This window comes from Actinoplanes derwentensis, from assembly GCF_900104725.1.
GTDB classification, from domain to species: Bacteria; Actinomycetota; Actinomycetes; order Mycobacteriales; family Micromonosporaceae; genus Actinoplanes; species Actinoplanes derwentensis.
The window spans coordinates 9,479,104-9,494,505 of the sequence record NZ_LT629758.1; the positions used below are offsets into that span (position 1 = coordinate 9,479,104).

Annotated in this window: 13 protein-coding genes; 9 read left to right on the top strand and 4 right to left on the bottom strand. The window is 70.1% G+C overall.

What is annotated here, in order from left to right; translation table 11 throughout:
• Window positions 1–95: 95 nt before the first annotated feature.
• Genes BLU81_RS42390 through BLU81_RS42415 form a run of 6 tightly spaced genes read left to right on the top strand, consistent with a single transcriptional unit; the run spans window position 96 to window position 8,046 of the window.
• Window positions 96–1,652, top strand: coding sequence for an ABC transporter substrate-binding protein (locus BLU81_RS42390; RefSeq protein ID WP_197686035.1), 1,557 nt, complete (start codon window positions 96–98; stop codon window positions 1,650–1,652).
• 3 nt (window positions 1,653–1,655) lie between these two features.
• Window positions 1,656–2,615, top strand: a complete 960-nt coding sequence (locus tag BLU81_RS42395; RefSeq protein ID WP_197686036.1) for an ABC transporter permease — start codon at window positions 1,656–1,658, stop codon at window positions 2,613–2,615.
• Window positions 2,612–3,460 carry an ABC transporter permease gene (locus BLU81_RS42400; protein ID WP_092554708.1) on the top strand — a complete coding sequence of 283 codons (849 nt, stop codon included), beginning with the start codon at window positions 2,612–2,614 and terminating at the stop codon, window positions 3,458–3,460. Before BLU81_RS42395 ends, BLU81_RS42400 begins: the two co-directional genes overlap by 4 nt.
• Complete coding sequence (locus BLU81_RS42405; RefSeq protein WP_092554710.1) at window positions 3,457–5,313, top strand: ABC transporter ATP-binding protein; 1,857 nt, start codon at window positions 3,457–3,459, stop codon at window positions 5,311–5,313. The genes BLU81_RS42400 and BLU81_RS42405 overlap by 4 nt, the downstream gene beginning before the upstream one ends.
• Window positions 5,310–7,337: a CocE/NonD family hydrolase gene (locus BLU81_RS42410; protein ID WP_092554712.1), complete on the top strand. Its 2,028-nt coding sequence runs from the start codon at window positions 5,310–5,312 to the stop codon at window positions 7,335–7,337. The genes BLU81_RS42405 and BLU81_RS42410 overlap by 4 nt, the downstream gene beginning before the upstream one ends.
• A 34-nt stretch (window positions 7,338–7,371) precedes the next feature.
• Window positions 7,372–8,046 (top strand): TetR/AcrR family transcriptional regulator, encoded by a 675-nt coding sequence (locus tag BLU81_RS42415; protein WP_157752018.1) that lies wholly within the window; start codon window positions 7,372–7,374, stop codon window positions 8,044–8,046.
• Window positions 8,047–8,055: 9 nt separating this feature from the next.
• On the opposite strand, the gene BLU81_RS42420 is transcribed toward BLU81_RS42415, so the two are convergent.
• Window positions 8,056–8,250: a hypothetical protein gene (locus BLU81_RS42420; RefSeq protein WP_092554716.1), complete on the bottom strand. Its 195-nt coding sequence runs from the start codon at window positions 8,248–8,250 to the stop codon at window positions 8,056–8,058.
• 13 nt (window positions 8,251–8,263) lie between these two features.
• Complete coding sequence (locus BLU81_RS42425; protein ID WP_092554718.1) at window positions 8,264–9,790, bottom strand: cellulose binding domain-containing protein; 1,527 nt, start codon at window positions 9,788–9,790, stop codon at window positions 8,264–8,266.
• Between the two features lie 314 nt (window positions 9,791–10,104).
• Here BLU81_RS42425 and BLU81_RS42430 point away from each other — a divergent pair, with 314 nt between their 5' ends.
• Window positions 10,105–11,508, top strand: coding sequence for an XRE family transcriptional regulator (locus BLU81_RS42430; RefSeq protein WP_172890726.1), 1,404 nt, complete (start codon window positions 10,105–10,107; stop codon window positions 11,506–11,508).
• Window positions 11,509–11,630: 122 nt separating this feature from the next.
• Here the strand turns inward: BLU81_RS42430 and BLU81_RS42435 are convergent, their stop codons facing one another.
• Window positions 11,631–12,935: an extracellular catalytic domain type 1 short-chain-length polyhydroxyalkanoate depolymerase gene (locus BLU81_RS42435; protein ID WP_092554722.1), complete on the bottom strand. Its 1,305-nt coding sequence runs from the start codon at window positions 12,933–12,935 to the stop codon at window positions 11,631–11,633.
• Window positions 12,936–13,282: 347 nt separating this feature from the next.
• A complete protein-coding gene (locus tag BLU81_RS42440) occupies window positions 13,283–14,044 on the bottom strand; it encodes a methyltransferase domain-containing protein (protein WP_092554724.1) in 762 nt (253 codons plus the stop codon).
• Window positions 14,045–14,098: 54 nt separating this feature from the next.
• Between BLU81_RS42440 and BLU81_RS42445 the strand changes: the two genes are divergently transcribed.
• Window positions 14,099–14,479: a MerR family transcriptional regulator gene (locus tag BLU81_RS42445; RefSeq protein ID WP_092554726.1), complete on the top strand. Its 381-nt coding sequence runs from the start codon at window positions 14,099–14,101 to the stop codon at window positions 14,477–14,479.
• Entirely contained in the window at window positions 14,476–15,366 is an 891-nt protein-coding gene (locus BLU81_RS42450) for a fructosamine kinase family protein (protein WP_172890727.1), read from the top strand. Before BLU81_RS42445 ends, BLU81_RS42450 begins: the two co-directional genes overlap by 4 nt.
• The last annotated feature ends 36 nt before the right edge of the window (window positions 15,367–15,402 follow it).

The window sequence follows — 15,402 nt, forward strand, 5'->3', positions numbered from 1 at the left end:
ATTCGTACGGTACATCAAATAACTTGTACAGCTGTTTGATTAGGCGCCTTGGAAGGGTCACCGTGATAGATCGCTCGAACACTCCCGTCAGTGGTGTGTTGTCGCGTCGCTCGCTGCTCGCCGGCTCCGGCCTGGCGGTTCTGTCCACCGCCTTCCTGGCCGCCTGCGGCAGTGGCGGATCCGCGCTGCCGGCCGCCTCCGGAGCGGCGACCGGCACCGCCAAGCAGGGCGGCACGCTACGTATCGCCCGCCCGCCGGCCTCGACCGCGGAGACGCTCGACCCGGCCAGCTCCCTGTCGGCGTACGAATATCTCGGCGCCCTCTACAACCGGCTGGTCAAGCTCGACGAGGCCGGCAGCGTCCAGCCCGACCTGGCCGCCTCCTGGGAGAAGTCCGCGGACGCCAAGACCTGGACCTTCACCCTGCGCACCGGCGTCACCTGGCACGACGGCAAGTCGTTCACCGCGCAGGACGTCGTCTACTCGATCCAGCACATCCTGGACCCGGCGACCAAGTCCCCGCAGGCCGGTGTGCTCTCCACCTTCGTCGACGGCAAGTCGGTCACCGCCAAGGACGCGGCCACCGTCGTCTTCACCCTGGCCGCGCCGAACGCCGAGTTCGCCAGCCTGCTGACCAGCTACAACTGCTACATCATCCCGGACGGCTCGGCCGCCACGATCGGCAAGACCGGCATCGGCACCGGCCCGTTCAAGCTCGTCTCGTTCCAGGCCGCCGGGCCCGGCAAGGTGGCCCGCAACGACTCCTACTTCGGTGGCGCGGCCAAGCTCGACACCATCGAGTTCTCCTCCATCCCGGACACCCAGGCCCGGGTGAACGCGCTGCTCGCCGGGCAGATCGATTTCATCTCCCAGACCAACCTCGACTACGCCACCTCGCAGACCGTGCTGGCCTCGGCGAACGCGACGGTCGCCGCGGTCAAGAACGCCCAGTGGTACACCGTGCCGATGCTGAACACCTCGGCCGAGTTCCGTGATCCGCTGGTCCGCAAGGCGCTGGCGCACGCGTACAAGCCGGACGACGTGCTGCAGCTCGCCGTGCACGGCAGCGGCACCATCGCCCGCAACAACCCGGTCCCGCCGACCGACGCGTACTACCTCGACTACGGCCTCGACTACGACCTGGACAAGGCGAAGTCGCTGCTCCAGCGGGCCGGGATGTCGTCGCTGTCGGTGGACGTCTACACCTCCAGCTACGACTCGGTGCTCAGCCCGCTGGCCCTGGCGCTCAAGGGCAGCGTCGCCGACGCCGGGATCACGCTGACCGTGAAGAACTCCTCCGCGGACTCCTACTACACCGACGTGTGGATGAAGAAGCCGCTGATGACCAGCTACTGGTACACCGGCCGGCCGATCGACCAACTGCTCAACCAGCTGTTCCGGTCCGGTTCGTCGTACAACGAGAACGCGTACGCCAACCCGCAGCTCGACCAGACTCTGGACGCCGCCCGGGCCACCGTCGACGACGCCAAGCGCAAGATCCTCTACCAGGACGCCCAGAAGATCCTGGTCGACGACGGCGCGGTGCTGACCCCGTTCTTCGCCGACCGGCTGGTCGGGATCGGCAAGAACATCACCGGATACCGGGAGTACGGCTTCGAGTTCGACTACCTCGCCATCGGGCTGGTGGCGTAGCCGATGGCGATCCGCATGGTGCTCACCAGGCTGGGCTGGGCGCTCGTCACGATCCTGCTCTCCGCGGTGCTCGTGTTCGTGGCGATCCAGTCCCTGCCCGGTGACGCGGCCACCCAGATCCTGGGCCAGAACGCGACACCGGAGGCGGTGGCCACCCTGCGCGCCCAGCTCGGCCTGGACCAGGAGCCGGTCCAGCGCTTCCTCAGTTGGCTCGGTAACGCGGTGACCGGCGACTTCGGCACCTCACTGGCCAGCGGGCAGCCGGTCGGGACCGAGGTCGGGCAGGCGCTGCTGAACACCTCGTTCCTGGCCGCGGTGACGATTCTGGTCGGTTTCGTGCTGGCCTGCGTGCTCGGCCTGGTCGCCGGCGTCTACCGGGACCGCTGGCCGGACTCGGTGATCTCCACCCTGGCGCTGATCGGGATGAGCGTGCCCGAGTTCATCGTGGCCACCCTGCTGGTGCTGCTGCTGGCTATCACCTTCCCGGTGTTCCCGGCGGTGGTCACCGCCGGATCCAACGCGACGGTCCCCGAACTGCTCCCGTCGATGCCGCTGCCGGCATTGGCGCTGGTGATGGTGTCGGCGGCGTACATCATCCGGATGATGCGGACGTCGGTCATCGACGTGATGGAGACCGAATTCGTCCGGACCGCCCGCCTCAAAGGGGTGGCCCCGGCCCGGCTGATCCTGCGGCACGTGGTGCCGAGTGCCATCCTGCCCACCCTGAACGTCATCGCCATGAACGTGGCCTGGCTGATCGGTGGCGTCGTGGTGGTCGAGAGCATCTTCAACTATCCCGGCCTGGGCACCCTGATGATCCGCTCGGTGCAGAACCGGGACCTGCCGGTGATCCTGCTGATCGCGGTGCTCAGCGCGGTGACGTACGTGGTCTGCAACCTGCTCGCCGACCTCGCGGCCATCATGCTCAACCCGCGTCTGCGCTATCCGAGGAGAGTGCGATGACCGCCACCCGGCTGGTCCGTTCCATCCTGCGGTCCAAGTCCGCCACCATCGGGTTCGCCCTGGTGCTGATCCACCTGGTGCTCGCGATCCTGGCCCCGGTGCTGGCCCAGTACGACCCGGTCGCCAACGACCCGGCCGCGGTCCTGCAACTGCCCGGCGGGGCGTACCCGCTGGGCACCGACACGCTGGGCCGCGACATCCTCTCCCGGACCCTGTACGGCGGCCGGTACGCGCTGACCACCAGCCTGACCGCGACCGCGCTGGTCATCCTGCTCGGCACGGTCATCGCCGGCCTCGCCGCCTACCACGGCGGCTGGCTGGACAACCTGATCACCCGGGTCCTCGACTCGGTCCTGGCCGTACCGGCCATCCTGTCGCTGCTCGTGGTGGTGACCGTCTTCGGCTCCGGCACCGGGGTGCTGATCATGGCGATCGTGGTGGTCTACACCGGCGGAGTGATCCGGATCGTCCGGGCCGCGGCGATGGACGTGCTGCCCCGGGACTTCGTCACCGCCGCCCGGGCCCGCGGCGAGGGCACCTTCCACATCCTCTTCCGCGAGGTGCTCCCGAACATCCTCGACGTGGTCCTGGTGGAGTTCGCGATGCGCGCCTCCTGGGTGCTGCTGCTGATCAGCTCCCTGTCGTTCCTCGGGTTCGGCGCGAACCCGCCGACCCCCGACTGGGGCCTGATGGTCGCGGAGAACCGCAGCCTGATGGGGCTGGTGCCGCTCGCCACCGTCGCGCCGATGGTGTCGCTGGCGACCCTGATCGTCGGACTCAACCTCGCCTCCGACGGGCTCGCCAAAAGCCTCGGAGTGGACCGGATGAAGGAGATCGCCGGATGACGGCCGTCATCGACATCAAGGACCTGGGCGTCTCCTACACCTCCGGGAGCAGCCAGGTCGACGTACTCAGCGAAGTGACCCTGAGCCTCGGCCGCGGTGAGGTGCTGGGCCTGGTGGGCGAGTCGGGCTCCGGCAAGTCCACCCTGGCCGGAACCCTGCTCGCCTCGCTGCGGACTTCGTCGTTCGTCTCCGCCGGCACCGTCACGGTCGAGGGCCGCGACGTGTTCGGGCTCCAGGGCCGGCAGTTGCGCGAGTTCCGGTCCACCACCGTCGCGATGGTGCCGCAGAACGCGGGCGCCGCACTGACCCCGACCATGCGGATCGTGGACCAGCTCGCCGAGGCCTTCGCCAAGGACGGCAAGGCCACCCGCAAAGAGCGGCGGGACCGGGCCGAGGAACTGCTGCGGATGGTACGGCTACCGAACCCGGCGGCCGCCCTGGACCGGTACCCGCACCAGTTCTCCGGCGGGCAGCAGCAGCGCATCGGCATCGCGATGGCGCTGGCCGCCCGGCCGTCGCTGCTGGTCCTGGACGAGCCGACCACCGGCCTGGACGTGGTCACCCAGGCCGCGATCCTGGACACCCTGTCCCGGCTGCACCGCGAACTCGGCATGTCGATGGTCCTGGTCAGCCACGACCTCGGCGTCATCGACCGGATGTGCAGCCACATCGCGGTGCTGCGCCGGGGCCGGATCGTCGAGTCCGGCCCGACCCGGGACGTGCTGACCGCCCCGCAGCACCCGTACACCCGGGGGTTGATCGCCAGCGTCCCGAGGATCGCGGTGCCGGGCATCCCACCGAGCCTCGACGACGCGGCCATCGACCGGGGCGAAGAGCAGACCGACACCCCCTTGCTGGTACGGCAGCCGCCCACCGAAACGGCCACCGTGCTCGAAATCCGTGGCCTGAGCGTCGACTACCGGCCCAGACACGTCCCGGGCACCGGCCCCACCGTCCACGACGTCGACCTGGACGTGTCCGCCGGCGAGATCGTCGCGCTGGTCGGCGAATCCGGCTCCGGTAAGTCGACGATCGCGAACGTGGTCGCCGGACTGCAACGCCACGAAGCGGGCACCCTCACCCTCGGCGGCGACACCCCGCTGGCACCGACCGTGGCCAAGCGCACCCGGGACGTACGCCAAGCCGTGCAGTTCATCTTCCAGAACGCCGACACCTCCCTCAACCCGCGCCGGACCGTCCGTGACAGCGTCAACCGGCCCTTGCGCCTGTTCGACATCCGCGGCCGGTCGGTGGAATCCGCGCTCGCCGAGGTCGACCTGACCGAGAGCTTCGCCGAACGGCTCCCCGGGCAGCTCTCCGGCGGCCAGCGGCAGCGGGTCGGCATCGCCCGCGCGATGGCCGCCGAACCGAGCCTGGTCCTGGCCGACGAGATCGTGTCGGCGCTGGACGTGTCGGTGCAGTCGTCGATCCTGCGGCTGATGGACCGGCTCTCCCGGGAGAAGGGCCTCGGCGTCCTGTTCATCACCCACGACCTGGCCGTGGTCCGCGCGGTCGCCGACCGGATCGTGGTGCTCTATCTGGGCCGGGTGGTGGAGAGCGGGCGCGCGGACGACATCTTCGGCGCGGTGTGCCATCCGTACACCCGGATCCTGCTGGACGCGGTGATCGAACTCGGTGACGACCACGCCGCGGTCGTGCCGCCCCGGCAGGACGAGATCCCGGACGCGCCGCCCGAGCACGGGTGCGCGTTCGCCAGCCGCTGCCCGATCGTCCGGGACGTGTGCCGCCACGAGACGCCGCCCGTCCTGCAGGTCACCGACACCCACACCATCCGCTGCCACGCCGAGGTCACCGAACTCGCGTCGCACGGCACTGCAGGAGCCGAATCATGAGAATCGCCACCGAGTTCCCCCGGACCGTCACCGTCCGGGAACACGTGTGGATCCCGATGCGGGACGGGACCCGGCTGGCCGCCACCATCTGGCTGCCCGACGACGCCGACCAGGATCCGGTGCCGGTGCTGCTGGAGTACCTGCCGTACCGCCGGGGTGACTGGACGGCGCCCCGGGACGCGCAGCGGCATCCCTGGTACGCCGGACACGGGTACGCCTCGGTCCGCGTCGACATCCGGGGCAGCGGCGACTCCGAAGGCGTCATGCTCGACGAATACCACGCGCAGGAGCAGCAGGACGGCGTCGACGTGATCGCCTGGCTGGCCGCACAGCAGTGGTCGACCGGGAAGGTCGGCATGTTCGGCATCTCCTGGGGCGGATTCAACGCGCTGCAGATCGCCGCCGAACGACCCGAGGCGCTCAAGGCGATCGTCACCGTCTGCTCCACCGACGACCGGTACGCCGACGACGTGCACTACTACGGTGGCGCGCTGCTCGGCGTCGACATGGCCGCCTGGTCGGCCACCATGCTCGCCTTCCAGAGCCGGCCGCCGGCCCCGTGGCGGGTCGGTGAGGCGTGGGAGTCGATGTGGCGGGAACGGCTCGAGGCGCTCCGGCCGTACTCCGAGATCTGGATGTCGCATCAGGAACGCGACGACTACTGGCGGCACGGGTCGGTCTGCGAGGACTACTCCCGGATCGAGGCGGCGGTGCTGGCGGTCGGGGGCTGGGCGGACCCGTACCGTAACGCGGTCTTGCGTCTGATGGAGAACCTGGACGCGCCGTGCCGTGGTCTGATCGGTCCGTGGTCGCACCAGTACCCGGACATCGCGCGCACCCCGGGCCCGACGATCGGCTTCCTGCAGGAGACGCTGCGCTGGTGGGACCACTGGCTCAAAGACGCCGACAACGGGGTGATGGACGAGCCGCCGCTGCACGTCTACCAGCAGGACTCGGCCCGGCCGGCGACGCACTACCCGGAACGGCCCGGGACCTGGGTCGCGCTGCCCGGCTGGCCGTCCGCCGAGGTGCCCGAACGGGCCTTCAACCTGGCCCGGGACGTCCGCACCCTGGCCGCGGGCGCGGACGGGCTGGTGCTCGTCGACACGCCGCAGCACACCGGGGTGGACGCCGGCCGGTGGTTCCCGTTCGGCAACCGCTCCGACCTGCCGCCGGACCAGCGCGCCGAGGACGGCCGGTCGGTCGTCTTCGACACCCCGCCGCTGGTGAAGGACCTCAACATCCTCGGTTTCCCCCGGCTGCGGCTGCGGGTCGCCGCCACCGGCCCGCGGGCGAACATCGTGGCCCGGCTCTGCGACGTGGCACCCGACGGCTCGTCCACACTGATCACCCGCGGCGCCCTCAACCTGGCCCGGCGCGACGGCATGGACCGGTCCGACGGCCTCGTTCCGGGACAGTGGACGGACGTGACGTTCGACCTGACCGCGATCGGGTGGACGGTTCCGGCCGGGCACCGGCTGCGGGTGGCGCTGTCCACGACGTACTGGCCGTGGGTGTGGCCGCACGGCGACCGGGTGGCGGTGACCGTGGACCCGGCGGCCAGCGAACTCGTGGTCGGCGACCTGGCCCCGGAGGCGCTCGACCGGGCGCATCCCGGGTTCGGTGAGCCCGAGCAGGCCGCACCGCTGGCGATCGTGGCCGGCCCGCCGCCGACGGTCCGGCCCGAACGAGAGGTCCGCTACGAGCCGGAGTCCGAGCGGTGGGTGCTGACCGTCGACCCGAACTACGGCGGCAACCGGACCTTCCCCGACGGGCTGACCTACCGGGAGTCCGCGCTGGAGAGGTACAGCATCGCCGAGGACGATCCGCTGTCGGCGACCGCCGAGTCGCAGTGGACGATCGGACTGGAACGCGGCGATTGGCGGGTCACCATCGACACCACCTCCGTCATCACCGCCACCGCCACCCACTTCCGGTTGTCCAACGAGGTCCGGGCCACGCTGGGGGATATCGTCTGGTTCGAACGGGCCTACGTGACAGACATCGATCGTCGTTCGGTATGAGGCTGCACCCGACGACAGAAGGGCTTCATTTGTGGTGACCGACGCACGCGACTCCGGCCGGCCGAGAGCGAAGGCGAAGCCCGAGGCCGAGCGCCAGCGGCACCCCACCGAGGTCCGGCGCCGGCTGGTGATCGAGTCGGCCCGTGACCTGATCGCCGACAAGGGGCTGTTCAACGTCAAGGTCCGGGACATCTCGGCGGCCTGCTCGGTCTCGCCCGGCACGATCGCCTACCACTTCCGCAGCCTCGACGAGGTGCTCTGGGAAGTGATCAAAGCGGAGACCGCGGACTTCTACGTGCCGTTGCAGGAGAGCGTCCGCGACTCCAGCGACCCGGTGGCGCAGCTGTTCACCTTCCTCGCTGGCATGTTCGAGGACAACGCGGACACCCGCCGGCACTGGCTGATCTGGCTGGACTTCTGGGCGGCGGCGTCCCGGGAGGACTCGTACGGCGAATGGATGAACACCCACTACGACGGTTGGCGTGACGCGCTGCGGGAGATCGCCGAACGCGGCACCGAACTGGGCGCCTTCACCTGCGCCGACCCGGTCGCGTTCGCGATCGAGACGGCGGCGCTGGTCGACGGGCTGGCGGCGCAGTGCTACTCCCGCAAGTCGCGGATCAGCGTCTCCGAAGCGCGGGTCCGCCTGATCGCCGCAGTCGCGTCCCGGTTGAGCATCGACCCGCCGTCACTGGGCGCCCGGCAGTAGGTCCAGGCCTCAGGAGGCAGGCTGCGGCGGGACCGCCGGGTACGACAGATCCAGGTTCGGGATGGCGAGGGTGATCTTGCCAAGGGCCACTGCCGCCGGCGCCACTGCCGCTGACGGGAACAGGGCGACACGCACGAGCGGATGCGGATCCGCGGCGACCGGGTGTCCCACCGTGGAGACACGGCGGGACACCCGGTCGTTCATCGAGAACGGACGATCACGCGCAGGCGGCGCCGTTCAGCGTGACCGGGGCGGGAGTGGCCGGCGAGCCGGAGGCGGTGAAACCGAAGTTCACCGCACCGCCGGACGTGATCCGGGCGTTGTACGACTCGTTGGTCGCGGTCACGGTCGTGCCGCTCTGGGAGACGACGGCGTTCCAGCGTCCCTGGATCTGACCGGGCGTGGGCAGATCCCAGGCGAGGCTCCAGCCGGTGATGTCGGCGCCGGAGTTGTAGACCGTCACGTTGGCCGTGTAACCGTCCGCCCAGCGGTCGGTGATCTGGTACGACACCCGGCAGGTGCCGGTGCTGCCCTCGGTCACCGGCACCAAGTCGCCGAAGTCGGTGCGGTAGGTGGCGAAGTCCTGGAAGCCGAAGCCGGCCCCGCCGCTGCGAGTGGTGGTGCCGGCGGCGAGCAGCGTGCCCTGCGCGGTCACGGCGTACACCGGGCCACCGCTGTCGCCACTGCGCGCGGCTTCGTCGCCGTCCAGTTGTGTCGCCTCGACCAGGTCTTCCCGGTCGGTGTAGTGGAACTGGACCTGCAGGTTGCAGACCGGGCCGCCGATCTCCTCGGCGCTGGTGTTGCCGGACTGGCACAGCAGTTGGCCCGGGAAGACCTCGGTCCAGCCGGCGACGCGCGCCTGTACGCCGTCGGTGGCATTGCCGACATAGACCGTGTTGCCGGCCGAGGTGGTGGCGATGACCTCGGCGTCGTGGTCGGCGTTGCGCGACACCGTCGTACCGATGATCTCGCCGGTCCGGTCCGCCCACTCGGTACCGAGATCACCGCAGTGTCCGGCGGTGATCAGAAGAGGACTGTCGGTGGCCAGGTCGCGGACGCCGAAGCCGGAGGTGCAGAGGGCGCCGGTGTGCAGGGCCCAGATGCTGGTTCCGCCGCTCCACGGGGCCGAGTCGTCGTGCCGGGTGGACCGCTGGCGCATCGGCTGCTGCCGCACCGTGCGGGCCGGCACGCCGACCTCGGGAAGGTCGGGCACCTCGGCGCTCGCCGATTTGTCGACCAGCACGTCGAGCCCACTGCCGTCGGTCCTGATCCGGACACCGTGGGCGGCGTCGGTGGTGTCGGCGCCCACCGCCTTGTCGAGCCGGGCCGCGCCGGCCTTGAGCTGGCCGGCGGAGTACGCGGCGCGTTCGACGGTGACCGGTGCGATGTGCCGGGCCGTGGCGACAGCGGTCGCGATGTCAGCGGGCGGCGTGCCTTTCCACCACAGGGTGACGTGCCCGCCGACCAGGCCCAGACCGGCGTAGCCGCGCGGCGGCCCGGCCTGGACGGCGGTGCGGATGACGCTGGCAGCGTCGACGAGTGGGGTTTGGGCGAGCATCCGTTCCCGAGCCGGAGCGGGAATCCTGTCGAGGACCGAGACGGACGGCCGGGACGCGGCAGCGCCACCGATGGCGGCCGGGGCGGCGACGGCGGCCGGGGTGGAGAGCCCGGTGGCGGCGATCGTCGCGAGGCCGAGCAGACCGGCGAGGGCCGGCCGGATGGTCGTCCTACGAGGTTGTCTCATGTGGACCAGAGAATCTGTTCGGCCGGGCCGGCACCAGGAAGGACAACCGGCAGTCGAAGGCTGCCGGAAATCCCGCCGGAAAAGCCCGCCGAATTAACTCCTACGACACCATGTACTCATGTCCGCGAAACCATTGAAACAGAGACGCAAATAGGCGTCACTGAATCGGTTCAGTGACTATTGTCAACGTGTCATTCCTCTCTCATCCGATTTCCCGAACGATGGCAGCGGGGCATCCGGACGGCACCGCGCCGTGTCACCATCGAAACGCCTGCGAAGCGCTCGACCATGGCGGATACCGGAAGGTGAAGTCCTTGTCCGAGGAGAGTTTCGGTGACCTGCTCCGTGTTCTGCGGCGTCAGGAGGGGCTCAGTCAGGAGGATCTCGCCGCCGCGTCCGGGTCGAGTGTCCGGACGATCCGTGAGCTCGAGCGATGCCGCGTCATGGCGCCGCAGCGGCGTACCGTGCAGACGGTGGCGGACGCCCTGCGGCTTGCCGGTGACCAGCGCGACCGTTTTGTCTCCCTGGCCGAAATGAACCGGTTCATCGGCAGCGACGCACGCGCAGCCCGCGCATTCCTGACCACTCATCAGTCCGGCCCGGGAACGCGGCCCGCGCGCATTCCGCGCCAGCTTCCGGCGGCCCTTCCAGACCTGATCGGCCGGCGACGGGAGCTCTCCGCGATCCGTCGGCTGGCCGTCCTGGCCAACGGCCGTACCGACCACCACACGCCGCTGGTGGTGGTGCACGGGCCGCCCGGCGTCGGAAAGACCAGTCTTGCGGTTGCCGGCGCGTACCAGGTCAGCTCCCGCTTCTCCGACGGCCAACTCTTCGCCGACCTGCGTGGCTCCTCCATCAACGGCCCGGCCACCGCCGCGGACGTGTTGGCCCAGTTGTTGCGCTCGCTCGCCGTGCCGGACACGGAGATCCCGCCGCCCGGCACGGCACGGGAGGGGCTGTTCCGCACCCTGGTGCGGGACCGCCGGTTCCTCATCGTGCTGGACGACGCGTTCGACGAGGCCCAGGTGCGCCCGCTACTGCCGGCCACCTCGCAGAGCATGGTGCTGGTGACCTGCCGCCCACCGTTGAGTGGCCTGGACGCCGCCGGGCGGATCCGGCTTGACACGCTGTCTCATGAGGATGCCCGGCAGATGCTCGCCGGGCTGGTCGGACCCCGGCATGCCGCGGCGGACCCGGATGCGCTGGACAGTCTTATCCGGCTGTGCGGGCGCTGGCCACTGGCGTTGCGGATCGTCGGCAACCGGCTCGCGAGCAGCCCCACGTGGGACACCCGCGACCTGCTCGACCGTCTCGGGGGCCGGAACGGGCTGCTGACCGCGCTCACGGCCGGCGACCTCGACCTGCGGGCGACCTTCACGATGTCGTACCGGCAGCTGGCAGCCCCGGTCGCCACGGTCTTCCGCAGCGCCGCCGCGATCCCCGGACCGGACTTCGACGCCGCACTGGCCGCGGCGGCTGCCGGGCTCGCCCCGGCGGACACCGCAGCGGCCTGCGACGACCTGGTGGACGTCGGATTGCTGCAGTACCACAATGGCCGGTACGCGTTCAACGATCTGGTGCGCCTCTTTGCCGCCGAATGCCTCGACGCCGCGGAACGGGATCGGCGGGCCGCGGACGAGGGCGGCTGCGTGAGTCCCCGGAGGCCCCGCATCGCGGTGGGTGCGGTCGGTGGCCCGGTCGCCGTGGGTTCGGGTTGAGGTCTGTGCAGACCCGACTGCTTTGGTACGGGGCCCCGTGAGCCGACGATGCGGCAAGTCCTCGGGCGCGGGCTCCACCGATCAGGTGCCGCGATCGGTGGAGCCTCGGTGTCGTCTGTTGATCAGCGGGCGGAGCAGGTCGCGATGGACGGGCCGGTGCCGGTGCCCTGGAAACCGAACTGGGTGTTCCCGCCGGCGGCCACGGATCCGTTGTAGCCCACATTGGTGAAGTTGACCGTGCCGGTCGTGGCGCTACCGGTCGTGCTCCACGAGTTGGTGACGGCGGAACCGGAGGGCAGGGTGGTGGTGACGGTCCAGCCGTTGATCGCGGACGAACCGGCCGTGACCGTGACCGTGGCGACGTAACCGCCGGTCCACGAGTTCAGTGCGATGGCAGCGGTGCAGCCGCCCGGGACCGGCGGCTGTGACGAGGGCGGCGGGGAGGACGGCGGCGGGGAGGACGGCGGGACGGTGGTGCTGTCCAGACCGAAGAAGCTGATCGCCATCTTGGCCTGCCCGGCCATCGGCAGTGAGTGGCCGACTCCGGCGATGCTGATGGCCTGGACCGGCGGCTGGGCCGACGTGTCGCCGTACCAGGTGCGGGTCCAGCCGGACTGCGGCATGTCCGTCTTGACCGGCGTCTGGGAGACGCCCAGTACGTTGGTCCACTGCTTGATCTCTTCGCCGAAGTTGTTGTAGTGCAGGGTGGTGTCCGTGACGCCGTGCCAGAGTTGCATGCGCGGGCGCCGGCCGGAGTAGCCCGGGTACGAGTTGCGCACCTCGTCGCCCCACTGGGCGGGGGTTTTGCTGACCTGGCCGTTCGAGCACGCGCTGTTCCACCCGGCCTGCTGGCTGGGGTCGGCCGGGTTGCCCGCGGTCGCCCGGAAACAGGTGTCCGGTACGCCCATGAACGCGGCGCCGGCGGCGAACACGTCCGGGTAGTTCGCGAGCAGGACGTTCGTCATCATGGCGCCGGACGAGGCTCCGGTGACGAACGTGCGGGCGGTGTCGGTGGAGTACCGCTGCTGCACGTAACTGACCATCGAGGTGATACCGACCGGGTCACTGTTGCCGTTGTGGGTCAGCGCGCCGGCCGAGGAGACGTCCCAGCAGTTGCCGGTACGCACCGTCGACGGGTAGATGACGATGAAACCGTACTGGTCGGCGAGGGACTTGAACTCGGTGCCGGAGTAGAACGCCGGGCCGGAGCCGGTGCAGTAGTGCACGGCCACCAGCACGGCCGGCTTGGTGGGAAGCTGATCCGGCACGTAGAGATGCATGCGGATGCCGGTCGGGTTGGTGCCGAACCCGGTGACCTCGGTCAGCGCCGCCGCCGAGGCCGGTGACGCCGGGAGCGTGGCGGTGACCGCCAGACCGGCTGTGACCGCGGCGACCAGGGCGAGCAGCTTGCGCCAGTGTTCTCTCATGGACGGTCCTTTCGGGACTTGGCCGCGTCCGAGTGGGGATCGGGGGAGCGGCGGGCCTGACCCGGAACGACCGGAACATTACAAGCAGGTTTCGGCAGTTACAATGGTGAATATTTGCTGTTCGTGCTGCCCGATCTACCGTCGAGTCCATCTACCTGCGCCGATGTAATCGACACCCGGATTGATCTCTCCGGAAGTTTCGGGGCTTGGCTGGAAGGGCTGCCGTGATCCTGCGCGCGGGTCTGTTCCGCGAGGCCTACACCGGCACGACCTTCCGAGAACACCTCGGCCTGCCACGCCCCGAGAGCCAGCACACGCTAGCCGGGCGCATTGCTGGTGATTGTTCGTCAGCGGGTTCCGGCGGCCAGGAACATCGGGATCGCCAGCATGAGCCGGCCCGAGGTGGCCCGGCGGTCCTGCTCAGCAATCCACTGGGTGGCCTCGGCGGCGGTGATCGCGCCGGTGTTCCGGGCCGCGGTCGCTTGCGCGGCCAGCAACAACCGCGTCGCGGGATCGGTGCGGATCGCGGTGTGCACCTCGACCGTGACGTCGGTGAAACCACTGTCGAGCAGCAGGTTGCGGTAAGCGCGGGCGATACGCGGGTGCGGGATCGTGTCGGCCCGTGCCGCGATGATCCGCCGGGTGAGTTCGCCGGAGCCGGAGTCGACGACCACGGTGTCCCAGTCCTGCCCGACCAGCACGATGCGCCCGGCCGGGGCCAGCACCCGCCGAGCCTCGGCCAGCGCCGCCGCCGGATCGGACAGGATGTGGAGAACCTTGTCGGCCCGGTAACCTCGGGCCTCGCCATCCGCCAAGGGCAGACCATCGGCGTCGGCGGCGCGTACGTCGATCCCGGGAAACCGATCGCGCGCCGCGGTCAGCATGACCGGGTCGAGGTCCACGCCGAGGGCCCGGGCCCCGCGCGCTTCGAGTTCGGCCACCGCACGCCCGGTCCCGCATCCGACGTCGACCACCGTCGCGCCCGGTTCCAGCCGCAGCAACTCGTAGCCGCGCTCGCGCAGCGCGACCGCGTCAGGCGTGTTCTCGGCCGCGTCGAGCGTCCGGATCAGCGTGGCGGAATCGGTGTGGTCACGGTGTGTCCTCGTCATTCACCCACTCTGCGACTTAAGGTCGACCTGAAGTCAACCGTGCGGAGGCGGCCCATGGAGTACGCGATCGGCGAGCTGGCCGCCCGTTGTGGCGTGGCTACTCACGTGCTGCGTCACTGGGAGCACGTCGGCCTGCTCGCCCCCGCTCGCCGGGTGGCGTCCCGCCGTGTGTACAGCGACGCCGACCTCGCCCGGGTCGCGGAGATCCAGATCTGCAAGGACGCCGGCTTCACCCTCGCCGAGATCCGTGACCTGTTCACCGCCTCCACTCCGGAGGCCCGCCGCGCCGCCATGCGCGTCCAGCTGACCCGGGTCCGGGGGTCCATCGCTCGTCTGAACCGTTCGCAGACCCTCCTGGAACACGGCTTGCGCTGCCACCACGACGACCATCAGACCTGCCCCCACTTCCAGTCGATGATCCTCGACCACCCGTGAAAGTCACGCACTCGGCGACGTTCCTGTTCGGCTGCCTGCAACGGGCCGGGATTCGTGATGTCGTCGCGGTCGAGCCGGTGACGGGTGGGCTGGCGGCGCTCGCGGGCATCGCCACCCGCCGGGATGCACCGCCGGTGTTCGTCAAGGCCTTCGCCGACACGCCGGACGGTGACGTCTTCGCCGCGGAGGCCGACGGGCTGACGGCTCTGCGGGAGCTCGGTGGTGTGGCGACACCGGACGTGATCCGGGCGGATCGGGAACTGCTCGTGTTGTCGGTGCTGCGGCCGCGGCCGAGCGGTGCGGACTTCTGGGAGCGGCTCGCGCATACGCTGGCCGGCCTGCATCGGAGCACGATCCATCCGCGCTTCGGGTGGCACCGCGACAACTGGCTGGGCCGTCGCCGGCAGATCAACACCTGGAGCGAGAACGGGTTCGCGTTCTTCGCCGAGCACCGTCTGCTGCGCTGGCTCGGGCAACCTCGCGTCGAGGCGGCACTCGACGCCGGCGACCGGGCGGCGCTGGAACGGCTGTGTCAGCGCCTGCCCGACCTGCTGCCGGACCGGCCGGCTTGCCTGACCCACGGCGACCTGTGGACCCAGAACGTCCTGGCCACGCAGGACGGCAGCCCGGCGCTGATCGACCCGGCGGTGTCCTACATGTGGGCCGAAGTCGACCTGGCCCACGTGTGGTCCACGTCGCCTCCACCGGAGGCGGCGCGGTTCTTCGCCCGCTATGCCGAGCTGACGTCACTCGACGACGGCTGGCCGGCCCGGATGCCGATCATTCAGCTGCGCCAGCACCTCGCCGTGCTGGCCCAGTTCGACGACGATTGGGGTGCGGCCGAACAGATCCGTACGACTCTCGCCCCGTTCCGGACACTGAGCTGACCGGAAGTCGACCGACCCCGATGGTCAGCCGGGTCA